Source organism: Roseateles paludis, from assembly GCF_039872745.1.
Lineage (GTDB): Bacteria > Pseudomonadota > Gammaproteobacteria > Burkholderiales > Burkholderiaceae_C > Pelomonas > Pelomonas paludis.
In genome coordinates, this window is the sequence record NZ_JBDPZD010000003.1 from 47195 (window position 1) to 72361 (window position 25167).

At 69.3% G+C, this 25167-nt stretch carries 20 protein-coding genes and 1 other RNA gene; 13 read left to right on the forward strand and 8 right to left on the reverse strand.

Annotated elements, in window-relative coordinates; all coding sequences use genetic code 11:
• Positions 1 to 97 precede the first annotated feature (97 nt).
• Together ABDJ85_RS11535 and ABDJ85_RS11540 are read left to right on the forward strand one after the other, a co-directional pair.
• Entirely contained in the window at positions 98 to 1945 is a 1848-nt protein-coding gene (locus tag ABDJ85_RS11535; RefSeq protein WP_347704928.1) for an HDOD domain-containing protein, read from the forward strand.
• Positions 1946 to 1953: 8 nt separating this feature from the next.
• A complete protein-coding gene (locus ABDJ85_RS11540) occupies positions 1954 to 4335 on the forward strand; it encodes a protein kinase domain-containing protein (RefSeq protein ID WP_347704929.1) in 2382 nt (793 codons plus the stop codon).
• A gap of 12 nt (positions 4336 to 4347) precedes the next feature.
• On the opposite strand, the gene ffs is transcribed toward ABDJ85_RS11540, so the two are convergent.
• Both ffs and ABDJ85_RS11550 read right to left on the reverse strand, forming a co-directional pair.
• Positions 4348 to 4445: signal recognition particle sRNA small type (ffs, locus tag ABDJ85_RS11545), an RNA gene on the reverse strand.
• 11 nt (positions 4446 to 4456) lie between these two features.
• Positions 4457 to 5566: an AIR synthase related protein gene (locus ABDJ85_RS11550; RefSeq protein ID WP_347704930.1), complete on the reverse strand. Its 1110-nt coding sequence runs from the start codon at positions 5564 to 5566 to the stop codon at positions 4457 to 4459.
• Positions 5567 to 5622: 56 nt separating this feature from the next.
• Between ABDJ85_RS11550 and dnaX the strand changes: the two genes are divergently transcribed.
• From dnaX to ABDJ85_RS11570, 4 genes are all read left to right on the forward strand, one after another.
• Positions 5623 to 7500 carry a DNA polymerase III subunit gamma/tau gene (gene dnaX / locus ABDJ85_RS11555; RefSeq protein ID WP_347704931.1) on the forward strand — a complete coding sequence of 626 codons (1878 nt, stop codon included), beginning with the start codon at positions 5623 to 5625 and terminating at the stop codon, positions 7498 to 7500.
• Complete coding sequence (locus tag ABDJ85_RS11560) at positions 7497 to 7823, forward strand: YbaB/EbfC family nucleoid-associated protein (protein WP_347704932.1); 327 nt, start codon at positions 7497 to 7499, stop codon at positions 7821 to 7823. The genes dnaX and ABDJ85_RS11560 overlap by 4 nt, the downstream gene beginning before the upstream one ends.
• A gap of 145 nt (positions 7824 to 7968) precedes the next feature.
• Entirely contained in the window at positions 7969 to 8547 is a 579-nt protein-coding gene (gene recR, locus ABDJ85_RS11565) for a recombination mediator RecR (RefSeq protein ID WP_347704933.1), read from the forward strand.
• Positions 8548 to 8571: 24 nt separating this feature from the next.
• The gene (locus tag ABDJ85_RS11570) at positions 8572 to 8964 is read left to right on the forward strand and encodes an MAPEG family protein (protein ID WP_347704934.1); all 393 of its coding nucleotides are present in this window, start codon (positions 8572 to 8574) and stop codon (positions 8962 to 8964) included.
• 13 nt (positions 8965 to 8977) lie between these two features.
• On the opposite strand, the gene ABDJ85_RS11575 is transcribed toward ABDJ85_RS11570, so the two are convergent.
• Both ABDJ85_RS11575 and gloB read right to left on the reverse strand, forming a co-directional pair.
• Positions 8978 to 10495 carry a transglycosylase SLT domain-containing protein gene (locus ABDJ85_RS11575; protein ID WP_347704935.1) on the reverse strand — a complete coding sequence of 506 codons (1518 nt, stop codon included), beginning with the start codon at positions 10493 to 10495 and terminating at the stop codon, positions 8978 to 8980.
• On the reverse strand, positions 10492 to 11313 hold the full coding sequence (gloB, locus tag ABDJ85_RS11580; RefSeq protein WP_347704936.1) for a hydroxyacylglutathione hydrolase: 822 nt from the start codon (positions 11311 to 11313) through the stop codon (positions 10492 to 10494). Before gloB ends, ABDJ85_RS11575 begins: the two co-directional genes overlap by 4 nt.
• Before the next feature lie 79 nt (positions 11314 to 11392).
• On the opposite strand from gloB, the gene ABDJ85_RS11585 reads away from it, so the two are divergent.
• The 6 genes from ABDJ85_RS11585 (at position 11393) to ABDJ85_RS11610 (ending at position 18905) form a co-directional block, all read left to right on the forward strand.
• A complete protein-coding gene (locus tag ABDJ85_RS11585) occupies positions 11393 to 12115 on the forward strand; it encodes a class I SAM-dependent methyltransferase (protein ID WP_347705375.1) in 723 nt (240 codons plus the stop codon).
• Positions 12108 to 12596 (forward strand): ribonuclease HI, encoded by a 489-nt coding sequence (gene rnhA / locus ABDJ85_RS11590; RefSeq protein WP_347704937.1) that lies wholly within the window; start codon positions 12108 to 12110, stop codon positions 12594 to 12596. The genes ABDJ85_RS11585 and rnhA overlap by 8 nt, the downstream gene beginning before the upstream one ends.
• A complete protein-coding gene (locus tag ABDJ85_RS11595; protein ID WP_347704938.1) occupies positions 12593 to 14629 on the forward strand; it encodes an amidohydrolase family protein in 2037 nt (678 codons plus the stop codon). Before rnhA ends, ABDJ85_RS11595 begins: the two co-directional genes overlap by 4 nt.
• Positions 14626 to 16224 carry an ABC transporter substrate-binding protein gene (locus tag ABDJ85_RS11600; RefSeq protein WP_347704939.1) on the forward strand — a complete coding sequence of 533 codons (1599 nt, stop codon included), beginning with the start codon at positions 14626 to 14628 and terminating at the stop codon, positions 16222 to 16224. Before ABDJ85_RS11595 ends, ABDJ85_RS11600 begins: the two co-directional genes overlap by 4 nt.
• A 44-nt stretch (positions 16225 to 16268) precedes the next feature.
• Positions 16269 to 16772, forward strand: coding sequence for a hemerythrin domain-containing protein (locus ABDJ85_RS11605; RefSeq protein ID WP_347704940.1), 504 nt, complete (start codon positions 16269 to 16271; stop codon positions 16770 to 16772).
• 138 nt (positions 16773 to 16910) lie between these two features.
• The gene (locus ABDJ85_RS11610) at positions 16911 to 18905 is read left to right on the forward strand and encodes a M3 family metallopeptidase (protein ID WP_347704941.1); all 1995 of its coding nucleotides are present in this window, start codon (positions 16911 to 16913) and stop codon (positions 18903 to 18905) included.
• Here ABDJ85_RS11610 and ABDJ85_RS11615 read toward each other — a convergent pair.
• The 4 genes from ABDJ85_RS11615 to ABDJ85_RS11630 all read right to left on the reverse strand — a co-directional run bounded on the left by ABDJ85_RS11615 (position 18895) and on the right by ABDJ85_RS11630 (position 23995).
• Positions 18895 to 20229, reverse strand: a complete 1335-nt coding sequence (locus ABDJ85_RS11615; protein ID WP_347704942.1) for a GGDEF domain-containing protein — start codon at positions 20227 to 20229, stop codon at positions 18895 to 18897. The genes ABDJ85_RS11610 and ABDJ85_RS11615 overlap by 11 nt on opposite strands.
• Positions 20230 to 20391: 162 nt before the next feature.
• On the reverse strand, positions 20392 to 22608 hold the full coding sequence (locus tag ABDJ85_RS11620; protein ID WP_347704943.1) for a TonB-dependent receptor plug domain-containing protein: 2217 nt from the start codon (positions 22606 to 22608) through the stop codon (positions 20392 to 20394).
• Between the two features lie 73 nt (positions 22609 to 22681).
• A complete protein-coding gene (locus tag ABDJ85_RS11625) occupies positions 22682 to 23101 on the reverse strand; it encodes a group I truncated hemoglobin (RefSeq protein WP_347704944.1) in 420 nt (139 codons plus the stop codon).
• A gap of 3 nt (positions 23102 to 23104) precedes the next feature.
• Positions 23105 to 23995 (reverse strand): DUF3034 family protein, encoded by an 891-nt coding sequence (locus tag ABDJ85_RS11630; RefSeq protein WP_347704945.1) that lies wholly within the window; start codon positions 23993 to 23995, stop codon positions 23105 to 23107.
• A 76-nt stretch (positions 23996 to 24071) separates the two neighbouring features.
• Here ABDJ85_RS11630 and apbC point away from each other — a divergent pair, with 76 nt between their 5' ends.
• The gene (apbC, locus tag ABDJ85_RS11635) at positions 24072 to 25154 is read left to right on the forward strand and encodes an iron-sulfur cluster carrier protein ApbC (RefSeq protein ID WP_347704946.1); all 1083 of its coding nucleotides are present in this window, start codon (positions 24072 to 24074) and stop codon (positions 25152 to 25154) included.
• The last annotated feature ends 13 nt before the right edge of the window (positions 25155 to 25167 follow it).

A 25167-nucleotide genomic window follows, 5' to 3' on the forward strand; every position in this document is an offset into this window, starting at 1 on the left:
TCCTGCCCAGACCCGGTAGGCTTGGCGCGTTGTGCGCTGTTGCATTGAGTTTCAATCAACGGCCTGTCCAGCGCGGCTTTGTAGCCGCCGTGTCGCCGTGCCCGAGTCTCCGTCCTCCTCCTCCGCCCCTGCTGCCGCCGAACGAAGCGCCGTCAAGGCCTTCGGTCGCTTTGAGTTGCGCGCCTTGCTGGCCAAGACCGAGCGCAGCATGGTGTGGCTGGCGGCCGACCCTCGCATCGGGCGCGAGCTGATCCTGTGCATGCCGCGCGTGGCGCCCAACAGCGAGGCGGCCATGGCCCACTGGATGAGCATGGCCAATGCCGGCGCGCGCATCGAACACCCCAAGCTGGCCCCGGTGATGGAGGTGGGCCGCGTCGAGCAATGGCCGTTCATCGCCTACGAGCGCAGTCTGGGCGAGACCCTGGACGAGCGGCTGCGGCGCACTGCCGCACCCACGCCGCTGGAGGCGGCGGAGTGGATGAGCCAGTTCCTCGAAGGCCTGGCCTTTGCCCATGAGGCTGGCCATGCCCACCGCGACATCCAGCCCGCGCACTTCCTGATCGACGCCCAGCACAAGGTGCGCCTGATTGGCCTGGAGGTGGCGCAGGAAGTCTTCCCGGCGAACGTGGACTTCAACACCGTCACCCGCCGTGCTGTGCGCGAGTCAGCCGAGGAGGACATCCTCTGCGCCGGCCTGCTGCTGCACCGCATCCTGAGCGGCAAGCGCCCGCTCGACCAGGCCGACCTGCACGCCGTGGTGCAGCAGATGCAGCCTCTGGGCAAGGAAGTGATCCGCCTGGGCTGGGAGACCCCGCACCCCATCCCCGACCCGCTGCGCGCCATCTGCAACCGCGCCACGGACCGCCAGGCCCGCCAGCGCTACTTGCTGGCGCGCACCTTCCTGCGTGCGCTGGAAGGCTGGCGCCTCGTGGCCCAGCAGGACGAAGGCGGCGCCATCCAGTTGCTGCTGGACAAGATGCAGCGCAACGGCCACCTGCCGTCCACCTCGGGTTCGCTGCGGCGGGCACTGGGCGGCAACAGCGGCTTCGATGCGCAGCACACCAATGTGCTGTCCGAGCTGGTGCTCAAGGACATGGCGCTGACGCTGGAGCTGCTGCGCCGCGTCAACAACGCGCTGCGCCAGCAGGGCCACCAGGGCGAGGCCATCCTCAACATCCAGCGGGCGCTGCAGATGATCGGGCTTGACGGCCTGCATGCGGCAGTCAGCACGCTCAAGCCCTGGCCCGGCGTGCTGCAGCCGCAGGCGGCCGAACGGCTCAAGGCCGTGATGCAGCGCGTGGCCAAGGCCGGCGAGGTGGCGCAGGCGCTGCGCCCGGCCGGCTATGACAGCGAGGTCACCTTCCTGATCGTCATCCTGCAGAACCTGGGCCGCTTGCTGCTGGCCTACCACCTGCCCGACGACGCGCTGCAGATGCAGCACCTGATGCAGGTGCCCGAGCCCACCGAGGACCAGCCCCAGCCCGTGGGCATGAGCGAGCAGGCGGCCGCCTACGCCGTGCTGGGCTGCGACATGGACACCCTGGGCACGGCGCTGACCAAATACTGGCACCTGGGCGACGACGTGATGCGCATGTCCCGCCGCCTGCCCGTGGATGCCCCGGTGCACAAGGCCATGGACGACGTGGAGCTGCTGCGCCAGACGGCCAGCCTGGCCAATGAACTGGTGGATTGCTTCGGCCTGCCCGAGACACGCCGCCGCGCGGCGCTGGACGTGGTGACGCGGCGCTATGCCAAGCCGCTGAGCATCGGTGCCAAGGACGTGCAGGAAGCGCTGTTCGGCTCGCCCGAGAAGGCGCGCGAGCGCGCTGCCGAGCGACCGGCCCCGCCCGACCTGGAGGGCGAATCCAGCCACCTGCGTGAAGGCGCTGCCTCTGCGGCGGCGCCTTCGCTCCGATCCCGCCTCACGGCCCGCGCCACCAAGTGATCACGGCCATGGACCCCGTGCCAACGCTGGGTCGCTTCCGCCTGCTGCGCCGTCTGGGGGAGGGCGCCCAGGCGACCGTCTGGCTGGCGCACGACCCGCTGCTGGACCGCGAAGTCGCCATCAAGGTGCTGCAGCCGGGCACGGAACTCGGCAGCGTGGACGAGTGGCTGCACGAGGCCCGCGCCGTCAGCCGGCTCAACCACCCGCACATCGTGCCGGTCTTCGAGGCCGACACGCAGAACGGCCAGAGCTACCTCGTCTTCGAGTACGTGGAGGGCGGCACCCTGGCCGACCGCCTGCGTGACCGCAGCCGCCTGCCCGCGCGCGAGGCCGTGGGCCTGCTGCTGGCCGTGCTGGATGCGCTGACGGCCGCCCACGCGGCCGGCATCGTGCACCGCGACCTCAAGCCCACCAACATCCTGCTCGACACCCGCGGCCGGCCGCGGGTGATGGACTTCGGCATCGCGGCCCGCGTGTCCGCCAGCGCGGCGTTGGTGGCCAACCCCGAGCGCATCGTCGGCACCCCCGGCTACCTCAGCCCCGAGGCCGCTGAAGGCCGGGCACCGCACCCCAGCATGGACGTGTTTGCCGCTGCCGTGCTGCTGGCCGAGATGCTCAGCGGCACGCGCCTCAACCACGACCCCGACCCCTGGCGCGCCGTGCGCCGCGTGCGTGAGCAGGACCTGCAACTGCCTCATGGCCTCAACCCCGACGTGGACGACACGCTGCGTGCCATCGTGCAGCGTGGCCTGGCGCGCGACCCGCAGCAGCGCTGGCCCAGCGCGCGGGCCTTCCACGACGCGCTGCTGGCCTGGCTGCGCCCGGCCGAGGTGCCCAATGCCACCAGCGCCGAGGCGCCGGTGCTCGACTTCCTGTTGCGGCGCATGCGCCACCGCAGCGACTTCCCGGCCATGTCCGAGGCCATTGGCCGCATCCAGCGGCTCACGCAGTCCGACACCGAGAGCCTCGCCAACCTCAGCAACGAGATCCTCAAGGACGTCGCGCTGACGCAGAAGCTGCTGCGCCTGGTGAACACGGTGGGCTTCCGGCACGCCGGGGGCGGCACCATCAGCACGGTCTCGCGCGCCGTGGCCCTGATTGGCTTTGCCGGCATCCGCAACCTGGCACTCTCGCTGGTGCTCTTGGAGCGCATGGAGAACAAGGGCCATGCCCAGCGCCTGCGCGAGGAGTTCCTGCGCTGCCTGATGGCGGGCTCGCTCGCCCGCGAGTTGTGCCACGACCCGGGCGCTGGCGAAGAAGCCTTTTTGTGCGCGCTCTTCCACCACCTCGGGCGCATGTTGACCGAGTTCTATTTCCCTGAGGAAGCCGAGGCCGTGCGGCGCTACCTGCAGCCCAGCGAATCGGGCGCCCCGACCCTCAGCGAGGCGGCGGCCTCGGCCAAGGTGCTGGGCATGAGCTACGAGCAACTGGGCCTGGGCGTGGCGCGTGAATGGGGCCTGCCCGAGTCGCTGCAAAACGCCATGCACCGCCCGGTGGGCGAAGCACCCGGCCGCCTGATCGAGAACACCGCCGAGCGCCAGCGCTGGCTGGCCCGTGCCGCCAACGACGTGGCCGACCTGATCCTGCACACACCGCCCGCCGAGGTGCACGCCCGCGTGGTGGCCCTGGCCCAGCGGCATGCGCGGGCGCTGGGCGTGGGCGCCGACGAGTTCGATGCGGCGGCCGACCGCGCCCGCCAGCGCCTGGCGCAGATGAGCGAGGCCATGCAGATCTTGCTGCCGCGCGACTCGGTGGCCCAGCGCCTGCTGGCGCCGCTGACGGCTGCGCCGCAGGACTCGTTGGCTCCGCACCAGCTGCAAGCCACGATCAAGCTCGACCGCACCCAGACCCTGGTCAGCGAACGCGACGACCTCGAGAGCGCCACCCAGATGCTGGCCGCCGGCATCCAGGACATCACCGACGCGATGGTCGAGCAGTTCCAGCTCAATGCCGTGCTGCGCATGATCCTGGAGACCATCTACCGTGCGCTGCGCTTCCGCCGTGTCATCTTCTGCCTGCGCGACTCACGCGGGCAGACCTTGACCGGGAGGCTGGGCGTGGGCGAGGGCGTCGAGCGCCTGGCGCCGCAGATGCGCATCGAACTCGGGCCCCAGGCGCGCGACCTGTTTGCCGCCGTTTGCATGAAGGGCGCCGACACCTGCATCGAAGACGTCAACACCATCGCCAACCGCCTGCCCGCCTGGTACGCGGGCGAGCTGCGCGGCTCCAGCTTCCTGCTGCTGCCGCTGATGGTGAAGGGCGCGCCGCTCGGCCTCATCTACGCCGACAAGGTGTCGACCAATGGCATCGAGCTGGGGGAGAAGGAGTTGTCCCTGCTGCGCACCTTGCGCAACCAGGCCGTGATGGCCTTCCGCCAAGCCGGCGGATGAAGGGAGGGGGAGGGTGACGAGCCTTACCCCCGGCACTGGTCGCAACGCTTAGGGCTGCTTGGTTCCCCACCTGACCCGGTTGGGCGCGCTTCCATGCGGGGAGGCCCGTCAGGGACAGATTCTATCGGAGGGCCAGATCGTCAGCGCCGAAGCGAATGTTCAGCGGCTCGATCAAGAGCTGCTTCTCGCCCGCTTCCACACACCCCGCCACCCAGGCATCGATGCCGCAGTCGCGCGAGATCTGCGCGGTGCGTTCGGCGTCCTCGGCCTTCACGAAGAGCGCAAAGCCTGCACCCATGTTGAGCGTCGAGTAGGCCTCGCGGTCGTCCTGGCCGGCCTGGCGCTGGATGAAGTCAAGCACCGCCGTCTTCGGGGGCACGGTGTGGATGCGGTAGGTCACGCTCTTTGGGTGGCGCAGCAGCTTGCGCCAGCCGTGGCCGGTGATGTTGGCGCTGTAGCGCGGCACGATGCCGGCCTTCCAGAGCGCCTCGGTCACGGGCGAGTAGAGCGTGGTCGGGGCCAGCAGGCCTTCGCCATAGCTAAGGCCCGGGGCAATCTCGGTCAGGTAGCCATTGGGCAGCCGCTCCGCCAGCTTGCGGGCCAGCGACAGGCCGTTGGCATGGATGCCGCTGGAAGCCAGCAGCACGATGGCATCGCCGGGGCCCAGGTCGTCACCGACGCTGAGGCGTTCTTTCGGGTTGATGAGGCCGGTGCACGAGGCCGCCAGGTCCACGCGGCCATCGGCCACGATGCCCGCCAAAGCGGGCGTCTCGCCGCCACCCCAGGCCACGCCGCAGGTGTCGCAAGCGGCTTTCCAGCCGGCCACCAGGGCTTGGGCGCGCTGGGCGTCGCCAAACCAGTCGCTGCCACCGGCGGCCCAGTAGGCCTGCACCACCAGGGGCGTGGCGCCGACGGTGATGAGGTCGTTGATCGCCATGGCGATGGTGTCCTGCGCGATCGAGGCGTAGAAGCTCTTGCCCGTCAGCGTGGCCATCTCGTCGGCCACCAGGGTCTTGGTGCCCAGGCACTCGACGATCGAGGCCAGGTAGAAGGGGCCCACGTCGACCACATAGGCCGATTCGCCACGCGAGGCAGCCACCTCGCTGAAGCCGTGGCCGCCCAGGTGGGCGCCGGTGGCGGCAGCGGCGCGCTGGGCCGCGATCTTGAGGGGGTCGATCAGGTCGTAATTGACGCCGGCCTGGTCGTAGGTGAGGGGGGCGGTGGAACTCATGGGGCGGGATTATCGGTGGCCGGCTCGATGAGGGCCGCCTCCTAGAATCGCCGCCCATGAGTTACCAGGTTCTCGCACGCAAGTACCGCCCGCAAAGCTTCGAGCAGATGGTGGGGCAGGAGCACGTCGTGCAGGCCCTGTCCAACGCCCTTACCCAGGGCCGGCTGCACCACGCCTACTTCTTCACCGGCACGCGCGGCGTGGGCAAGACCACGGTGTCGCGCATCCTGGCCAAGAGCCTCAATTGCACGGGCGCGGATGGCCAGGGCGGTGTGACGAATGCGCCCTGCGGTGTGTGCCCGGCCTGCCGGGACATCGATGCGGGCCGCTTTGTCGATTACGTGGAGCTGGACGCCGCCTCCAACCGGGGTGTCGAGGAGATCTCGCAGCTGCTGGACCAGGCGGTCTACAAGCCGGTGATCGGGCGCTTCAAGGTCTACATGATCGACGAAGTCCACATGCTCTCGACCCCGGCGTTCAACGCCATGCTCAAGACGCTGGAAGAGCCGCCCGACTACCTGAAGTTCGTGCTCGCCACGACCGACCCACAGAAGGTGCCGGTCACCGTGCTGTCGCGTTGCCTGCAGTTCAATCTGCGGCCGATGTCGGCGCCCGAGGTGCAGTCGCACCTAGCCAATGTGCTGCAGGCCGAGGGCGTGGCCTTTGACGCCGGTGCGCTGCGCCAACTGGCGCGGGCGGCGCGCGGCTCCATGCGGGACGCGCTCTCCCTCACAGACCAGGCCATCGCCTTTGGGAGCGGCAGCCTGGCCGAAGCCGGCGTGCGCCAAATGCTGGGCAGTGTGGACCGTGGCCATGTGGTGGGCCTGGTGGACGCCCTGGCGGCCTGCAGTGGCGAGGCCGTGGTGGCCCAGGTGGACGCGCTGCGCGGCCTTGGGCTGTCGGCCGCCGGCACGCTGGAAGACCTGGCGCAGCTGATGCAGCAGATGGCCCTGGTGCAGGCGGTGCCCGCCGCGCTGGACGATGCCGACCCCGAGACCGCCGAGGTGCGCCGCCTCTCTAGCCTGCTGCCGGCGGACGAGGTGCAGCTGATCTACAGCATGGCCTTGCATGGCCGGCAGGAGCTGCCGCTGGCGCCTGACGAATACGCAGGCCTCTTGATGGTGCTGCTGCGCATGCTGAGCTTCCGGCCCGCGCCGGTGCTGGCCCAGGCCAAGGCGGCGCCGCGTGCCCCGGCGCAGCCGCTGGTGCGGCCCGCAGCGGTGGCCAAGGCTGTGGTGCAGGTGCCGCTGCCCAAGCTCGTTGAGCCCAAGCCTGAGCCGAAGCCCGAGCCCGTCGTGCAAGTAGCGCCAGCGGTGCAAGCGCCCCATGTCGCCGAGCCACGCGCCGAGTTCCGCCGCAGCACAGCCCCCGAACCCAGCAAGCTCAGCGAGCGCCTGCGCCCCCGCCCCGTGGAAGCCCAGGCGCAGGAAGACGCCCCGCCCGACGACGCCCCGCCGCCCTGGCTGGAGGCCGACGACCCGGGCGCTGCACCACCGCTGGCCACAGCGCCGGCCGACAGCGCCGAGACGCCACTCGTGCTCACGCCCGAGGGCGATGCCTGGGCCGCGCGGGTCGAGGGCCTGGGCCTCACGGCCCTGGTGCGCGAGCTGGCCTGGCAGGCGCAGCCGCTCGCTTGTCCGGCGCCTGGCACGGCTGAAACCTGGCGCCTGCGCGTGGAGCGCGAGTCGCTGCGCGCCCCGGCCCTGGTAGCCAAGCTGGAGGCCGCGCTGCAGGGCAAGCTCGACATCGAGCCCGGTCGGGCCGAGGATTCGCTGGCCCTGCGCGCCGTGGCCCGCGCCCGCGCCGAACAACGTGCGGCCGAGAAGATTGCCGCTGAACACCCGCTGACCCGGGCCTTGCTGGCGCAGTTCGCGTCAGCCCGCATCCTGCCCGGCTCGGTCCAACCCATTACCTCCAAAGGAACAGCACCATGATGAAGGGACAACTCGCCGGCCTGATGAAGCAGGCTCAGGCGATGCAGGACAACCTCAAGAAGGCCCAGGACGAACTCGGCAATGTCGAGGTCGAGGGCCAGAGCGGCGCCGGCCTCGTCAAGGTCGTGATGACCTGCAAGCACGAGGTGCGCCGCGTCACCATCGACCCCAGCCTGCTGGCCGATGACAAGGACATGCTCGAAGACCTGGTGGCCGCCGCCTTCAACGACGCTGCCCGGCGTGCTGAGGCAACTTCGGCCGAGAAGATGAGCAAGCTGACGGCGGGCCTCCCCATGCCCCCCGGCATGAAGTTCCCATTTTGATGACCCACCCCCGTTGCGCTGCGCGCTCCCCCTCAAGGGGGCGCACCCGATGGCCCGGCAAAGCCGGTTCCATGGGTGCCGCTGGGTTTTCGAGCGTCAGCCTGCCCGCGCCTGGCGTTGTCAGACTGTGGGTTAAGGTCTTCGGGTGAGTTCTCTAGACGCCCTGATCGACGCGCTCAAGCGCCTGCCCGGCGTGGGGCAGAAGTCGGCGCAGCGCATGGCCTTTCATCTGCTACAGCACGACCGTGCGGCCATGCAGGGCTTGGCGCAGGCGCTGCGCGCGGCGGGCGAGGACATCAAGCATTGCCAGCGCTGCCACACCTTCAGCGAGACCGAGTTGTGCCGCGTCTGTGCGGACCCCGATCGCGATGCGCGCCTGCTCTGTGTGGTCGAGTCGCCGGCCGACCAGGCAGCGCTGGAGCGCACCGCTTCCTACCGTGGCTATTACTTCGTGCTGCTGGGGCGGCTCTCGCCGCTCGACGGCATCGGCACGCGCGACATCGGGGTGACCGAGTTGCTGGCGCGGGCGCTAGAAGGCGTCGAAGAAGTGATCCTGGCCACCAGCTTCACGGCAGAGGGCGAAGCCACCGCCCATGTGCTGGCCGAGGCGCTGCGCGCGCGCGGCATCCGCTCCACCCGGCTGGCGCGCGGTGTGCCGGTGGGGAGCGAGCTGGAGTACGTCGATCTCTCCACGATCGCCCACGCCCTTGTCGACCGTCGTTAACGCCTAGTCTTTCGAAAGCCTCGCATGTCCATCGCCCACATCTGCATCTTGATCGCCTGCCTGCTGCCCATCGTCTGTGCGGGGCTTGCCAAGTCCGGGGGCTTTGGCAAGCGCCGTCGGGATGGTGGCTACGACAACCACAACCCACGCGCTTGGGCTGAGAGCCTGGAGGGCTGGGCGGCGCGTGCCAATGCCGCGCAGGCCAATAGCTTTGAAGCCTTGCCCATCTTCATTGCCGGTGTCTTGGTCGCAGAGCAGGCGCATCTGGGCGCGGCGCGGGTCGATCAGTTGGCCATGGCCTTCGTCGCTTGCCGCATCGCTTATGTCGCAGCCTATCTGGCTGACCAGGCGACGCTGCGCTCCTGCCTCTGGGCAACCGGCCTGGGCCTGAGCATCGCGCTCTTCTTCGTGGGCTGAAGCGCCCTGGGGACTAGCGCCCGCGGGCGGGTTTGTTGGCCACGGCGAGTTGCACCGGTTTGCTGGCCTTGGCTGGCGGCGCGGTGTAGACCACCACCGTCTGCCCGGGCTTGAAGCGGGCATTGACGCCCACCTTGTTCCAGCTCGCCACCTGTTGTGGCGAGGCCTTGTAGCGCGCAGCCACGCTGGCCACGGTGTCGGCCTTGCCGGCCTTGAGGGCCAGCTTGCGCAGCGGCGGCTGGTCAGGCGTGAGATTGAGTCGGGCGCTCTCGGCAATGGCCTCGGCCACGTCGTCGGCGTCCTTGGCGTCGCGCGGCACCAGCAGGGTCGAGCCCGCGCGCACCAGCATCTTGGGCGGGATCTGGTTCAGCTCGCGCAGCCGGGCCTCGGCCAGGCCAAAGCGCTTGGCGGCGTCGGCCGTGGACATGGTCTTGGGCACGACCCAGGCCGTCCAACTGGCTAGCGGGCCCTGATGCTCGGCCAGGTTGCGGGCAAAGATGCCGGCCTGGTCATAGGGCAGCAGCACGCGCGGCGAGGCGGCGGCCAGGATCACGGGTTTGTTGGACTGTGGGTTGAAGAGGCTGAACTCCTCCACTGAGAGGCCGGCAAACTGCGCAGCCAGCTCGACGTCGATGTCGCGCTCCAGCTTCACCGACAGGAAGTAGGGGTGGTTGGCCACCGAGGGCAGGGCCAGGCCCAAGCGCCCGGCATCGAGCACGATGTTCTTGATGGCCTGCAGCTTGGGCACGTAGTAGCGTGTCTCGTCCGGCAACTTGAGGCTGGCGTAGTCGGTTGGGCGCTTGAGCTTTTCGTTGCGCGCCACGGCCTTGGCCACATTGCCCTGGCCCCAGTTGTAGGCCGCCAGCGCCAGGTGCCAGTCGCCAAACTGCTTGTAGAGCCGCTCCAGGTAGTCAAGCGCAGCGCGGGTGGACTCCAGCACATCGCGCCGGTCGTCGCGGAAGATGTTCTGCTTGAGCGCGAAGTCGCGGCCCGTGGCGGGCATGAACTGCCACATGCCGGTGGCCTTGACGCGTGACTGCGCGGTGGTGACGAAGGCGCTTTCGATGAAGGGCAGCAGGGCCAGCTCGGTGGGCAGGCCACGGCGCTGCACTTCTTCAACGATGTGGAACAGGTAGCGCTGGCCGCGCGACATCATGCGCTCGACATAGTCGGGCCGCGCGCCATACCAGCCCTCGGCCTTTTGCACCCAGGCGTCGTCCAGGTCGGGCATGGCAAAGCCCCCGCGAACGCGGCTCCAGAGGTCGGCCTGCGCGTCGGGGGCGGCAAGGTCCACCTTCTGGCCGGGCTGCAGCGCGTCTTCCAGCAGGTCACTGGCCTGCAGCGTGGGCGTGGCGGCGAGCGGTGCGGCGGGTGCCTCGGCGGCCGTGGCGGGCGAGGCAGCCCAGGGCTTGGGCAATTCGTTGCGGACGCTGGGCGTCAGATCGGTCTGCGGCGTGGCGCAGGCGGCCAGCAGCAGCGTGAGGCCGGCCAGGGCCAGCCGGCGCAGCGATGTGGTGAAGCTGGGTGTCATCGGAAGTTGTTCTTCCATTCGCGCAGGCCGGCAAACACCTGCACCTCGTCGGCCGTGCCCGCCAGCGCCGCGTGCCCAAGCACCGAGGTGCGCACCTCGGCCGCTCGGCTGCGCAGGAAGGGGTTGATCTGGGCCTCACGCGCGATGCTGGAGGGCAGGGTGGGGCGGCCGGCGGCGCGCTCGTCCTGGCACCAGGCGTTGTAGGCGGCCAGGGCCTGGTTGCCGGGCTCGACGGCCAGCGCAAAGCGCAGGTTGGACAGCGTGTACTCGTGGGCGCAGCAGACGCGCGTGGCGCCGGGCAAGGCGGCCAGGCGGTCGAGCGAGGCCAGCATCTGGGCCGGTGTGCCCTCAAACAGCCGGCCGCAGCCGCCGCTGAACAGCGTGTCGCCGCAAAAGAGCAGCGGGGCTTCGTCGCCCGCGCCAGCCCAGACGTAGGCGATATGGCCGGCGGTGTGGCCGGGCACGTCGATCACCTCGAAGCGGCGGCCCAGCAGTTCGACCCCATCGCCGCCACGCACGGGCTCGACAAGGCCGGGGATGGTCTCGGTGGCAGGGGCGTAGATGGGGCAGCCCGCGTGGGCCTGCAGCTCGACGAGGCCGCCGACGTGATCGCCATGGTGGTGGGTTACTAGAATGCCCGCGAGTTCCAGCCCTCGCTGTGCAAGGACCGCAAGGACCGGGGCGGCATCGCCGGGATCGACGACCAGGGCCTGCCGGCCGTTGTCGAGCATCCAGAGGTAGTTGTCGTCGAAAGCCGGGATCGGCGTCAGGCGCCAGGCGCTGTGAGGCGCCGAGTCGTGCGAGATTGCCTGGTTCATGCGGCCAGATCCATGTGGCGACACCGTGACGAAAGAAAGGCCGAGTATAGAAACCCCCCGCGACGCCTCGGCCCCGGGCGTGGCCTGCAGCGATGCGGGCCAACAAGCCTTTGAGGCTTGGCTCAACACCCCGCCCGGCCGCTATCTGCTGGACTGGGAGCAGAGCCAGCTGGACGCCGCAGTGGCCGACCGCTTTGGCTTCCACGCCTTGCAGCTGGGCCTGCCGGTGATTGACGGCCTGCGCGCCAACCGCATGCCCCAGCGCTGGGTGGCGGGGCGGGACCTGCTCTGCCACTTCGATGCGCTGCCCTTCCCGAGCGACAGCCTGGACCTCGTCGTGCTGCCCCACGCGCTGGAGATGGCGCCGGACCCGCACCAACTGCTGCGCGAGGTGGACCGCGTGCTGCGGCCCGAGGGGCGCTTGATCATCGTCGGCCTCAACCCCACCAGCCTCTGGGGCATCCGCCAGCGGCTGGGACAACCCTATCTGCCGCGCGCCGGCGAGTTCCTCGGCTACTGGCGGCTGCGCGACTGGCTGCGCCTGCTGTCCTACGAGATCGAGGTCGGCCGCTTTGGGCTCTACCGCCCGCCGCTGCGCAGCGAGGTCTGGCTGGAGCGCTGGCGCTGGACCGAGCGCATCGGTGCCCGCTGGTGGCCGGTGCTCGGCGCTGCCTACTACCTGCAGGCCGTCAAGCGCGTGCAGGGCACGCGGCTGGTGGGGCTCAAGCGGGCGCGGCGCCTGCAACCCAAACACGCCACCGCCGTGGCGATGAACCCGCATTCCAAGGACGTGCATGACTGAATCCGCCGCACCGGCCACTCCCGCCACTGCCCCTGCTGCGATCAAACGCCCTAGCGTCATCGTCTACACCGACGGCGCCTGCAAGGGCAACCCCGGCCCTGGCGGCTGGGGCGCCTGGCTGCAAAGCAATGGCCACGAGAAAGAACTCTTTGGCGGCGAGCCCGGCACCACCAACAACCGCATGGAGCTGACCGCCGTGATCGAGGCCCTGGCCTCGCTCAAGCGCACATGCGACGTGGTGGTCTACACCGACAGCGAGTACGTCCGCAAAGGCATGACCGAGTGGATCGCCAACTGGATGCGCCGGGGCTGGAAGACGGCCGATGGCAAGCCCGTGAAGAACGCCGACCTCTGGCAGCGCCTGGATGCGCTGCGCAAGCTGCACCACGTGGACTGGCGCTGGGTCAAGGGCCACGCGGGCGATCCCGGCAATGAGCGCGCCGACGCGCTGGCCAACAAGGGCGTGGCCTCGATCTCATGAAGATCTTGCGCCACTGGTGGCTGGCGGGGTGGCTGCTGAGCGCCCTGGCTGCGCAGGCGCAGCCCACACAGCCCCCACAGCGCTACGAGGTCGTCTGCGTGCACGCGGCCTGTGGCGAGCTGGTCGCTACCCAGCAAGGCAGCCAGTGGCAGGTCAGCTACCAGTTCAAGGACAACGGCCGCGGCCCCGAGCTGAAGGAGTGGATCCAGATCGACGCCGCCGGCACCTGGCCGCGCTACCGCGCCGAGGGCGTGTCCACCTACGGCGCGTTGATCCGCGACGAGTTCGAGCGCCAGCCGGGCGGCAGCGCCCAGTGGCGCTCGCGCGTGGACGCGGGCGAGCAAGCGAGCACGCCGGCGCCATCGGTCTACCTGGCCGTGGACGGTTCGCCCTGGTGGCTGGGGCAGCTGACGCGCGCGCTGCGCGATGGCCAGCCGCGCCCTGCCTTGCCGGCCGGCGAGGTGCGGGCCGAGCGGGTCTTGCAGCACCAACTGCGCGACCAGTCGCTGGTGCTCTACGCCGTCCATGGTCTCGACCTCGCGCCCGTCCACATCTGGCTGCGGGCTGACGACGGCGCCTTCTTCGCGCAGCTCTCGCCCGGTTGGGGCGGCACCATCTGGCAGGGCTTTGCGGCCGACATCCCGGCGCTGGAGGCCCTGCAGCAGCAAGCCCGCAGCGACGAGCTCGCCGCGTTGGCACGCCGCCTCGCGCACCCGCTGCCGGGCCTGACCGTGATCCGCCAGGTGCGCTGGTTTGACGCACCCGCCGCCCAGCTGCGCGGGCCGGCTGATGTTTTTGTCTACGACGGCCGCATCGCCGCCATCCAGCCGGCCGGGTCGCTCGATGCCTTGCGCAAGCTGGGCGTCTCCCAGGTCATCGACGGCCAAGGCCGCACCCTGCTGCCCGGCCTCGTGGACATGCACAGCCATGTGGACCCCAGCCAGTTGCTGCTCAACCTCGCTGCCGGCGTGACGGCTGTGCGCGACCTGGGCAACAGCAATGCCGACCTGGCTGCGCTCAAGGCGCGCATCGACAGCGGCGAGGTGCTGGGGCCACGCATCGCGGCCAATGGCTTCATCGAGGGCAAGAGCCCGTTCTCCTCGCAGGCCGACTTCGTGCCCGACACGCTGGCCGAGGCCCTGGCCGCCATCGACTGGTATGCCGCCCATGGCTACCGCCAGCTCAAGCTCTACAACTCCATCCGCCCCGAGTGGGTGAAGCCCATGGCCGCCCACGCGCGGCAGCTGGGCCTGCGCGTGGGCGGCCATGTGCCAGCCTTCATGACGGCGGCGCAGGCTGTGCAGGCCGGCTACCGCGAGCTGCACCACATCAACCAGGTCACGCTCAACTTCCTCGTCGGCCCGCAGGACGACACGCGCACGCTCTTGCGCTTCACCCTGCCGGGCGACCGTGCCCACACCCTCAAGCTCGACGACGCACGCACCCGCGACTTCATCGCCCTGCTGCGCCGCACCGGCACCGTGGTCGACCCCACGGCCGTGGCCTTTGAGGCCATGTATTTGCAGCGCCAGGGCAGCATCAACCCCAGCTACGCGGCGATTGCGAGCCACCTGCCGGCCAGCCTGCAGCGCGGCCTGCGCGCCGCCGAGATGGAGGTCAACGATGGCAATGCCCGCCGCTACTCGGCCTCCTGGGCGGTGATGATGGACCTGGTGCGCCGCATGCACGCCGCCGGCGTGCCCCTGGTGGCCGGCACCGACGCCACGCCCGGCTTTGCCATGCAGCGCGAGCTGGAGCTGTATGCCGAGGCCGGCATCCCCATCCCCGAGGTGCTGCGCATCGCCACCTGGAACGGCGCCAAACACAGTGACCGGGCGCATGAGATTGGCGCCATCGAGCGCGGCAAGCTCGCCGACCTCATCCTCATCGACGGCAACCCCGTCGAGCGCTTGGCCGACATCCGCCGCGTGGCCCTGGTCATCCAGGGCGGCGTGGCCCTGGCGCCCGACGAGCTGTACGCTGCTCTGTCCATCCGGCCCTTTGTGCCCTCAGCCAAGATCGAACGTCCATGAAGCCCAAGTTTGTTGTCGCACGCCTGCTGGTGGCCGCTGCCTTCGTTGCTCTGCCCGCCGCGTCTTGGGCGCAAGGCCCGAGCCTGCTGCGCTTTTGCTCCACCGGCAGCCCCAAGACCTTCGACCCCGCCAACTCCGACAGCGGTGTGGACCACCGCGCCACCGACCAGATCTTCAGCCAGCTCGTCGAATACAAGCGCGGCACCGACGAGCTGACGCCCGCGCTGGCCGAGCGCTGGACCGTCAGTCCCGACGGGCTGCAATACACGTTCGATCTGCGCAGAAGCGTTGCCTTCCAGACCACCGAAGACTTCAAGCCCACGCGTGAGCTGAACGCCGACGACGTGCTCTTCACCTTCGGGCGTCTGCTCAACCGCGACAGCGCCTTTGGCAAGGCCCTGCCCATCGTCTCGCCCTATGTCGTGTCCTACGGCTGGGAGAAGCTGATCGCCAAGGTCGAGAAGCTCTCGCCCACCCAGGTGCGCTTCACGCTCGCGCAGCGCGATGCCGCCTTCTTGTCGGCACTGACGGGCTCGTTCGCGTCTATCCAGTCGGCCGAGTACGGCGCGCAGCTGCTCAAGAGCGGCAAGCCCGAGCGCATTGCCATGGCGCCCGTGGGCACAGGGCCCTTCCAGCTCAAGAGCTTCCGGGTTGACAGCCAGCTGCGCCTCGTCAAGCACCCCGGCTGGTTCCGCGCCGCCGAGCGGCCTCGGGTGGACACGCTCGTCTTTGCCGTCACGCCCGACGGCAATGTGCGCGCCCAGCGCCTCAAGCGCGACGAATGCGACATCGCCGACCCCGTGGCCCCGGCTGACCTGGCCGAGCTGCGCAAGGACCCTGCCATCAAGGTCAGCACCTCGCCCGGCATGAACATCGGCTACCTGGCCTTCAACACCAAGCACCCGGTGCTCGGCAAGGTCGAGGTGCGGCAGGCGCTGGACATGGCCATCGACAAGGCCACGCTCGTCAAGACCGTGTTCGGCGACGCCGGCGTGCTGGCCCAGACCCTGATGCCCGCCGCCAACTGGGCCAATGACCCCAGCATCAAGGGCAATGCCTACAACCCCGAGAAGGCGCGCGAGCTGCTCAAGAAGGCCGGCGCTACCGGAAAGGGGGGCCTGAGCATCAGCCTCTGGTCCATGCCCGTCATCCGCAACTACAACCCCAACAGCAAGCTCATCGCCCAGCTGATCCAGAGCGACTGGGCCAAGGTCGGCGTCACGGCCAACATCGTCACCTACGAGTGGGGCGAATACCTGCGCCGCGTGGACAAGGGCGAGCACGACACCGTGCTGCTGGGCTGGAACGGCGACACCGAGCCCGCCAACACGGCCGGCCAGCTCGGCTGCGGCTCCGCCAGCGGCACCTTCTGGTGCAACGCCGACTACGAAAAACTCCTCGCCGAAGCCCGCGCCGGCCTCACCCGCGAGGCACGCAAAGCCGCCTACGCCAAGGCCCTGCGCCTGGCCACCCAGCAACTCCCCTGGAGCCCCCTGGCCCACGGCGCCATCTCCGTGCCCCATCGCGCCAGCGTCAAGGGCTTTGTGCTGTCGCTGGACAGCTCGCTCTACTTCGACGGCGTCCTGCCACGTTGATCTTGTTCAAGGCCGGCGTCAGCCGCCCGCTCTAAGCTCCCACCATGACTACCGCAGTTGCCTCCGCCGCCGTCTCCTGGACGCCCGAACTTGAGCTCCACGAGCCGCACATCGACGCCACCCACCGCGAGTTCGTGGACTTGCTCAATGGGCTGCACGACCTCGTCAACGCCGAGGCCGCCACGCAAGGGCAGTTGCTGGAGGCGCTGGATGGGCTGATTACCCACACCGAGGCGCATTTCGGGATGGAAGAGCGCTGGATGGCGGCCGTGGGCTTTGCGCCCGAGAACTGCCACAGCCGCCAGCACGCGCTGGTGCTGGACGTGCTGCGCGAGGTGCGCAACCACGTCGAGGCGGGCAAGGACCTGGACCCGGTGCGGCGCCTGCCCACCGAGCTGGGCCAGTGGTTTGGCTTCCACGCCGAGGCGATGGACGCTGCCCTGGTCTACACCATGCAGCAGACCGGCTTTGACCCGGCGACCGGCCAATTCGCCCGCCCGCCCCAGGGCGAGGCCCAGAGCGGTTGCGGCAGCAGCGGCTGCAGCTGAAGCCAGGCTCAGGCTCCTAGGGGTGAGCCCGAGGGGCTGACCTTCGTCAGCCGGCGCCAACGCTGGTCAGAATGGGCGTCTTGCCGCCCGCGCCCCATGACGGCGCGGGCCTTGTCGATCCTGACCTTGGAGCGTCTGATGTCCCTGCCTTTGATCCCCCCGCTGTCTCGCAGACTCCTGGCCCTGGCTTGCCTGTTGGCTGCGGGCAGTTGCCACGCCGGCGCCACGCTGCCGGGCCCGGCTTACCCTGAGCTTCGCAGCGTCGAGCAGATTGAAACCTCCTGCGAGCAGGGCCTGGCCGGCGCGCGTGAGCGTGTCAAGGCGCTGGAGGACAGCCGGGTCGATGCCAGCTGGCTGGCGCGTCTCGACGACCTGAGCGCCTACATCGAAGACGCCCAGAACCCCGTGGACTTTGCACAGTACGTGCACCCGGACAAGGCCTTGCGCGATGCGGCCCAGGCTTGCTCTCTGAAGTGGTCCGAGTTCACCGCAGGCATTGCCCAGAGCGAGAAGCTCTACCGCTCGCTGCGCAAGGCGCAGCCCAAGGACGCCATCGACAAGGAGCTGGTGCGGCTGTCGCTCGCGCAGTTTGAGGACGCGGGCGTGACCCTGCCGGCCCCCAAGCGTGATCGGGCGCGCCAGATCCGCGAGCGGCTGGTGGCGCTGGAGCAGGCCTTCCAGAAGAACATCCGCGATGCAGGCACCCGGCTGCCCTTCACCGAGGCCGAGCTGCGCGGTGTGCCGCCCGGCGTCTGGGCCAAAGCCGCGCGGGACGACCAGGGCCGCGTGCTGCTGGGCCTGGACATGCCCACCTACATGCCCCTCGTGCAGCTGGCCGAGGACGCCAGCGTGCGCGAGCGCATGTGGCGTGCCCGCTGGGACCAGGGCGGTGATGCCAACCTCAAGCTGCTGGGCGAGGTGGCTGCGCTGCGGGCCGAGTACGCGGGCCTGTTCGGCTTCAAGACCTATGTGGACTTCAACCTGCGCCGCCGCATGGCGCATGACGGCAAGACGGCCAGCGCCTTCCTGGCCAGCGTGGGCGCGGCGGTGCAGGCGCGCGAGCGGGCCGAGATCGACGAGCTGCGCGCCGCCAAGGCCCAGCATCTGGGTACACCGCTGGAGGCCACAAAGCTGAACCGCTGGGATGCGGAGTTCTACAGCGAGCGGCTGCGCCAGTCCAAGTACAAGGTCGAGCAGGAGGCCTTCCGCCCCTACTTCCCGTCCGAACACGCGCTGCCCTTTGTGATGCGCATCGTCGAGAAGATGATGGCCGTGAGCTTCACCAAGGTGGACGTGCCGCTGTGGCACCTTGACGCGCAGGCCTTCGTGGTCTCGGACAAGGCAACCGGCCAGCCACTGGCCCAGCTGTATGTGGATCTGTTCCCGCGCGATGGCAAGTACAACCATGCCGCCGTCTGGCCGCTGCGTGGCAGCTCCACGCGCCTGCAGCGCACGCCCACGGCCGCCCTGGTGGCCAACCTTGACCGCAAGGGCATGACCCTGCAGGAGATGGAGACCCTGCTGCACGAGTTTGGCCACGCGGTGCACGTGACGCTGTCGCGCACCCGCCATGTGGGCCAGGCAGGCACCAGCGTGATGCTGGACTTTGTCGAGGCGCCCTCGCAGATGCTGGAGGACTGGGTGTTCGACGCCCAGGTGCTCAAGCTCATGCAGGAGGTCTGCACCAGCTGCGCGCCGGTGCCGGCCGATCTGCTGGCCAAGGCCCAGGCCGCGCGCCGCTTTGGCAAGGGCTTGTTCTTCGGGCGCCAGCAGCTGTACGCCAGCTTCGACCTGGCCCTGCACTCCGACCCCAAGCCCGACCCCATGGCCCTGTGGGCCAAGATGGAAGGGGCCACGCCGCTGGGGCATGTGGCCGGGGTGCGCTTCCCGGCCGGCTTTGCCCACGTGGCCAGCAGCTATGGCGCGGGCTATTACGCCTACCTGTGGAGCCTGGTCCAGGCCATGGACATGCGCACCGCCTTCGCGGCCGACAAGCTCAGCCCTGAGGTGGGCGCGCGCTACCGCGAACGGGTGCTGGCGCAGGGCTCGCAAAAGCCAGCCCCGCAGCTGCTGCAGGACTTCCTCGGCCGGCCCTCAAACAGCCAGGCCTTCTTCGAAGACCTCAAACGGTAGCCGGTACGGTGTTGGCGCCGGCACCGGCGCCCGCAAACACCACCCGGTTGCGGCCCTCGCCCTTGGCGCGGTAGAGGGCCGCGTCGGCGGCGGCGAACAGCGTGGACAGGGTCTGGCCGGGCTGGATCTCGGCCACCCCGAAGCTGGCCGTGGCGCGCAACTCGCCTTCGAAGACGGACTCTTCGATCAGCTTGCGGATCTTCTCGGCCAGGGCCACGGCCTGCGGCGCCTTGCAGCCGTGGCAGACCACCACGAACTCCTCGCCCCCCCAGCGGGCCAGGAAGTCCTGCGGCTCGCGGATGTGCTGGCGCACGACGTCCGAGAGGCCGCGCAGCACGGCATCGCCGGCCAAGTGGCCGTGGGTGTCGTTCAGGCGCTTGAAGTGGTCGATGTCGATGATCACCAGGCTGACGGGCTCCTGGTGCTGCTCCCATTCCTCGAAGGCCCTTTGCAGTGAGGCCTCCAGGCCATGGCGGTTGGCCAGGCCGGTGAGGGGGTCGGTCTTGCGTTGCTGGTCCAGCGCCTGGGAGTGGCGGTCCAGGATCGCGTTCATGGCTTCGAGTTCCTGCTCGCGCTGCTTGCGGCGGCTCACCTCCTGGCGCATCTGCCAGAACCAGCGCGCCATCAGCAAGCCGCCCACCACCAGCCACAGGCCCAGGATGGCCTGGTAGTAGGTCTCCTTGGAGATGCGCTGGCCAATGATCTCGATCTTGTCGATGTAAAAGTCGTGCGTGCCCAGCGGGTCCACCGTGCCGCTGTTGATGCCGATCTGCACCACGTTGTCGAACTCTGTCTGGCTGTTGGCCGGCGGCACGTGGCGCCGCTTGATCCACCACGGCGGCACCGACAGCGCGTTGAGCGGGATGTCCACCATGTGGTTGCGCAGCTGATCCACCCCGAACTCGATCTCGTTGAACTTCAGGCTCTCGCGCTCGCCCAGCTTGGAGTAGCCGGCGATGGCATTGAGCACCAGCACGCGGATGGTCTTGGACGGGCCGGTGTAGCGCAGCCCCAAGCGCAGGGTGTGGTAGCTGCGCAGGTCCAGGCCCTTCAGGGGCTCGGGGGTCAGCTTGACCTCGAAGCCGCAGAACGGGTAGGCAAAGGTGGGTCGAAGCAGGCACTGCGCGTGGCGCTGCTCGGCGCTGATCAAGCGGGCCTCGGAAGTGCCGCCCTCGGTTTCATCCCCAAATAGGACGAGTTGCTCCTGTGGCACCGGAGGCACCACCAGCACGTGGTCCAGGATCTGATCGCTCAGTGCCATCGCTAGGGCGCTGAGGACGAACAGCGCAGCCAGTAGCGCGGCAAGGAGTCCGCGAGTGGGCATGGGAGACGAAGTGGCTTGGGGCTCCCACTATGCCGCCAACTACAGGCCACGCCAACCAAAAGGGCGGGTGCAAAGTGGGCGCGACCGTGAGGGAATTCCAGCCGCCGGACGCTGTGCCCGCACCAGCGGACGCCCTGGCGCCTGCACGGCGCGCTAACTCGGTCAGAGCTTGTACTCGACCCGCAGCTGCCAGGCCGTGTAGCTGGGGCCACCGCTGCGCGAGCTGATGAGCTGGTCGCCCGTCGTGATGACGCTGCCCGACAGGTAGTCCAGCGGCGCCAGGTTATTGGCCGACAGGCGCACCGACAGGGCGGTGTCCACGTTCCACAGCGCAAAGGCGTCGAACACGCGCTTGCGGTCGGTTTCCACCTCGGTCAGCAGGCTTTGCTGGATGACGGACGAGGGCGTGAAGTTGACGCTGGCGCCCAGGGTGAGGGGGATGGAGCGCAGCCGGTAGTCGGCCCCGAGGTTGAGCGTGCCCTTGGGCTGGGCGTCGATCTGGTTGTGCGGGCCCGGAATGCCGTCCACCTTGGAGGTGAACAGGCTCAGGTTGCTGCGCAGGCTGACCGGCAGCGCGCCCTCCCACCATTCGTCGGCGCGGAACTTGGCCTCCAGCTCGATACCACTGGTGGTGGCCTTGCCGATGTTGCGCGGCCGGGCCACCCAGCGCGGCGTGGGCGACCAGCTGACCGTCTCCAGCAGGGTTTGGGTGCGCATCAGGTCAGAGATGCGGCGGGTGAAGAGGTTGACGCTGAGCAGGCCGCCCTTGGCGAGGTATTTCTCGTAGCCGATCTCCAGGCCGGTGGCCAGCTCGGGCTTGAGGTCGGGGTTGCCGGCGCGGTCAGGTGTGTTGGCCTGGTGCGGCACCTGGGTGTTGATGCTGGGGCGGCCGATCAGGTCCTGCAACTGCGGGCTGCGGTAGCTGCGGGTGATGCTGGCGCGGATCATCTCGCGGCCGCGCTCGTCCAGCTTGTAGCGGCCGTGCACCAGGGGCGTGAAGACGCCTGAGCGGTTGCTGGCCTGGTAGCTGGCGCCCGTGCTGCGGGTGCGGATGCCCTCCCAGCGGGCACCGAAGTAGAAGTCCCACTGCTTGTCCAGCGTCCACTCGTCCTGCGCATAGACGGCGACGCGCGAGGTGGCGGCGTCAAGGCTGTCGCCAAACTCGGTCAGGTCGGTGCGGGGCAGGCCGTTGACGAGGCTGACCCGGTCCTGGCTGCGGGTCTGGCCCTCGGCCTCCAGGCCAGCCACGCCGCTGTGGCCTTCGCCCACGGTGCGCGAGTACTTGGCCATGGCGTTCCAGGAGCGGTCGCGGTTGTCGTTGCGGTCCTGCTGCAGGCGCGTGGCCATGCCGGCCAGCCGCTCCTGCCGCTCGCTGCTGCCGTGGGAGTTGCCGCTGCCCAGGCTGGCGCGCGCCTCCACGCGCGATTCGGCGTCCAGCCGCAGCTGCAGCTGCGACATCAGGCGCAGCATCTGCATCCGGTTGCTGGAATGCGTGTCCACCTGGTCGTAGAAATTGGCCGGCGCGGGGTTGGGCGCTGGCGTCGTGGTCTGGCGGATGCTGCTGTCATTGCTGCCGCGATTGACGACGACAAAGGGCTGCAGCGCCAGGCTGGAGCCCGGGCCCAGCGGGATCTGCACGCGGGCGTTCATGAACAGGCCCTCGCGGTCGTCGTCGCTGCGCCCGCGGGTGGTCTGGTCCACGCTGGTGCCGCTGCTCAGGCTGCGGGTGTTGACGTCGGAGATCACGTCGTCACGCCGCTTGCCCTTCATGGTGTTCAAGGTGATGTTGTAGGCGCCGCCCTCGCCAAAGCTGTCGTTGCGGCTCCAGCCCAGGCCGGGGCTGATGAGGCCGCGCTCCAACTGCCCGCCCACGCGCAGCTCGTTGACGCGGCGGCGGTAGGCCTCGCGCAGCACCACATTGATGGTGCCGGCCACAGCGCGCGTGCCGTACTCGGCCGTGGGCGCGCGCAGCACCTCGATGCGCTCCACCTGCTCGGGTGGCAGCTCGTCGAGCGAGAAGCCCGGGCCCATGCGCTCGCCATTGACCAGGATCTGGGTGTAGCCGCCGCCCATGCCGCGCATGCGCACATCGCCCCCTCGGCCGGGGCGGCCGCCGGTGGTCACGCCGGGCAGGCGCTTGAGCATCTCGCCCACGGTCGAGTCGCCAAACTTCTCGATCTCCTCGCGGCTGATGACGATCTTGGACGCCGTGGACATGCGCCGCGCGGTGTCGTCCGTGGCGCGGCCTTGGACCTCGACACGCTGGAGCTTGTCGGCCCCACCAGCGGCTGCGGAGGCTGCGCCTTGCGGCGGCGCGGGGGCGTTTTGGGCGAGGGCGCTTGCGCTGGCAAGCAAGAGCAGGGACGAGGCAAGGCGCATGACGCAAGCATCACCCCTGGACGTTGCCGGGTTGTTGCGCGCCGTCTACTTTTCGTGATGGGCTGATGCCGAATCAACGGGTGTTGATGATGTCCCGATGCATGGGCGCAAAGCGCGCCAGCAGTCGGTTCTGCACCGCAAAGGGGATGCCGCGCGCGTCCATCGCGGCCTGCAGCACCTCGACCAGGGCGTTGAAGTCACTGGCGCGGATCTCAAAGTCCTGGTGCAGCAGCTTCATCGGCGCGCCCTTGTACTGGCAGGGGCCGCCCAGCTCCTGGCAGGCCTGCTCGGCCAGCGCCTCCGCAAAGGGCGGGCCTTTGACGTCCTTGAAGAAGTGCCCGATGCGGGCATCGGCCCTCAAGCGGGCGTGGAAGTCCAACATCAAGGCGTTAAGTCCCGGCAGGCCCCCGAAGGCCTGGAGCGGGTCGGTGTTCTGGGCCTGGACGGCTGGGGTGCCAAGCGCGAGCAGCACAGCAAGGAGGAGAGCACGCATGGGTCAATACGCCAGTTGAAGAGAAAGGTAGGCGCCGTGCTGACGGCGCGGCTGCACGGCGGGGGCGATGCGGCCGAGGTCCACCCAGGCAACCGTGAGCGACACGGTCTTGGACGGCGCCCAGGCCACGAAGACGTCCCACCAGTCGTCTTCCTTGAGGGCGCCGGTGCCCAGCACCGAGCGGTTCAGGTGGTCGGGTTTGGCGCGGTACTCGGCGCCGATGGCGACCTGCCGGCTGGCGAGCCAGGCCACCGAGACCTCGGGCATCAGCCGGTAGCCAGAGCCTTGCGCGCCGCCAAAGCCGAGCAGGCCGTTCTGGTTCGCCTTGGTCAGCCGCAGCGTGCCGTTCACCAGCACGCCCGGCGCCAGGAAGAGCTTGGTGGCGCTGGCATACAGGTCCAAGCCGTCGCGCTTGGCGCCCAGGGCGCCGGTCAAGGTGGGGTTCAGGGCTCCGGTGTCTACGCGCTTGGCTTGCACACCCAGTGCGACTTGCGGCATCAGCGTGTCAGCGTCCAGCACCGCTTCACCGGCGATGCGCAGCTTGGCGCCGACGATGGTTTGCTTCAGGTGCAGGCCGCGCAGGCCCAGCGGCGCCAGGTTGTCGGCCGCATTGAAGTCTTGCCGGGCGATTGAGACCTCCAGCCGGTCACTCCAGACCAGGGCCGCGCCGGTGACGGTGAGGCCATAGTCTGACGTGCGGGCGCGGCTGACAAAGGCCGTGGCGCCCCATTCGCCCTCGGCCGCATAGCCGCCCGTCAAGGCCCAGGGCGTGAGGCCACCACCGGCGGCGCCGTCAATGCTGCTGACGCCGCCGGTCAGCAGCAGCTTGCCGCCGCCGGCCTGGGCCATCAGCGGCCAAATCAAAGCGAGAAGGAGCAGGGTGCGAGCGTTCATACCAGCACCTTACGGCGCGTGAGGGATCTTGGACGCAGGGCCTAGACTCGTATTCCTCTCCAGACCTACTTTTTCCATGGAATCCGCTGTCCGCGCCGCCCTCCAAGCCGTCATTGACCCCAACACGGGTCAGGACTTCATCACCGGCAAGCAGCTCAAGCGCCTGGCCGTGAACGGCAGCGAGGTGCAAATCGACATCGAGCTGGGCTACCCCGCCGCCAGCCAGTTGCCGGGGCTGCGCGCCGTCGTGGTGGCGGCCGTCTCGGCCGTGCCGGGCGTGAGCAGCGTAAGTGTGGAACTTGCCAGCCGCGTCATCGCCCACGCCGTGCCGCGCGGCGTGCAGCTGCTGCCGGGCGTCAAGAACATCATCGCCGTGGCCTCGGGCAAGGGCGGCGTGGGCAAGAGCACCACCGCCGCCAATCTGGCCCTGGCCCTGTCGGCCGAGGGCGCCCGCGTGGGCGTGCTCGATGCCGACATCTACGGCCCCAGCCAGCCCCTGATGCTGGGCGCCAGCGGCGGCCCCGAGTCGCTCGACGGCAAGACCATGGAGCCCAAGATCGCGCACGGCCTGCAGCTCAACTCCATCGGCTTCATGGTCGACGACGACCAGGCCCTGATCTGGCGCGGCCCCATGGCCACCCAGGCGCTGGAGCAACTGCTGCGCCAGACCCGCTGGCAGGACCTCGACTACCTCATCATCGACATGCCCCCCGGCACCGGCGACATCGCGCTCACGCTCTCGCAGCGCGTGCCCGTTACGGGGGCCGTCATCGTCACCACCCCGCAGGACATCGCCCTCATCGACGCCAAGAAGGGCCTCAAGATGTTCGAGAAGGTCGGCATCCCCATACTCGGCGTGGTCGAGAACATGGCCGTGCACATCTGCACCAACTGCGGCCACGCCGAGCACATCTTTGGCAGCGAAGGCGCCGCCCGCATGGCGGCGCAGTACGGGCTGGAGTTGCTGGCTTCACTCCCCCTGGCCATGAACATCCGCGCCCAGGCCGACTCCGGCACGCCGACCGTGGTGGCCGAGCCCGACGGGCCCACGGCAGCGCTCTACAAAGACCTGGCCCGCAAGGTGGCCGTGAAGATTGCTGCGCAGAGCAAGGACTACTCGGCCAAGTTCCCGTCGATCACGGTGTCGAAGAGCACCTGACTCGATCCCTTGC

What these genes read in the sequence shown, in the direction of transcription:
- ABDJ85_RS11570 (WP_347704934.1), top strand. Translation starts at nt 8,572, where the DNA reads ATGTCCATCGCCCACATCTGCATCTTGATCGCCTGCCTGCTGCCCATC.
- rnhA (WP_347704937.1), top strand. Translation starts at nt 12,108, where the DNA reads ATGACTGAATCCGCCGCACCGGCCACTCCCGCCACTGCCCCTGCTGCG.
- ABDJ85_RS11600 (WP_347704939.1), top strand. Translation starts at nt 14,626, where the DNA reads ATGAAGCCCAAGTTTGTTGTCGCACGCCTGCTGGTGGCCGCTGCCTTC.
- ABDJ85_RS11540 (WP_347704929.1), top strand. Translation starts at nt 1,954, where the DNA reads ATGGACCCCGTGCCAACGCTGGGTCGCTTCCGCCTGCTGCGCCGTCTG.
- ABDJ85_RS11605 (WP_347704940.1), top strand. Translation starts at nt 16,269, where the DNA reads ATGACTACCGCAGTTGCCTCCGCCGCCGTCTCCTGGACGCCCGAACTT.
- apbC (WP_347704946.1), top strand. Translation starts at nt 24,072, where the DNA reads ATGGAATCCGCTGTCCGCGCCGCCCTCCAAGCCGTCATTGACCCCAAC.
- ABDJ85_RS11625 (WP_347704944.1), bottom strand. Translation starts at nt 23,101, where the DNA reads ATGCGTGCTCTCCTCCTTGCTGTGCTGCTCGCGCTTGGCACCCCAGCC.
- ABDJ85_RS11560 (WP_347704932.1), top strand. Translation starts at nt 7,497, where the DNA reads ATGATGAAGGGACAACTCGCCGGCCTGATGAAGCAGGCTCAGGCGATG.
- ABDJ85_RS11575 (WP_347704935.1), bottom strand. Translation starts at nt 10,495, where the DNA reads ATGACACCCAGCTTCACCACATCGCTGCGCCGGCTGGCCCTGGCCGGC.
- ABDJ85_RS11615 (WP_347704942.1), bottom strand. Translation starts at nt 20,229, where the DNA reads ATGCCCACTCGCGGACTCCTTGCCGCGCTACTGGCTGCGCTGTTCGTC.
- ABDJ85_RS11595 (WP_347704938.1), top strand. Translation starts at nt 12,593, where the DNA reads ATGAAGATCTTGCGCCACTGGTGGCTGGCGGGGTGGCTGCTGAGCGCC.
- ABDJ85_RS11550 (WP_347704930.1), bottom strand. Translation starts at nt 5,566, where the DNA reads ATGAGTTCCACCGCCCCCCTCACCTACGACCAGGCCGGCGTCAATTAC.
- ABDJ85_RS11620 (WP_347704943.1), bottom strand. Translation starts at nt 22,608, where the DNA reads ATGCGCCTTGCCTCGTCCCTGCTCTTGCTTGCCAGCGCAAGCGCCCTC.
- dnaX (WP_347704931.1), top strand. Translation starts at nt 5,623, where the DNA reads ATGAGTTACCAGGTTCTCGCACGCAAGTACCGCCCGCAAAGCTTCGAG.
- gloB (WP_347704936.1), bottom strand. Translation starts at nt 11,313, where the DNA reads ATGAACCAGGCAATCTCGCACGACTCGGCGCCTCACAGCGCCTGGCGC.
- ABDJ85_RS11610 (WP_347704941.1), top strand. Translation starts at nt 16,911, where the DNA reads ATGTCCCTGCCTTTGATCCCCCCGCTGTCTCGCAGACTCCTGGCCCTG.
- ABDJ85_RS11630 (WP_347704945.1), bottom strand. Translation starts at nt 23,995, where the DNA reads ATGAACGCTCGCACCCTGCTCCTTCTCGCTTTGATTTGGCCGCTGATG.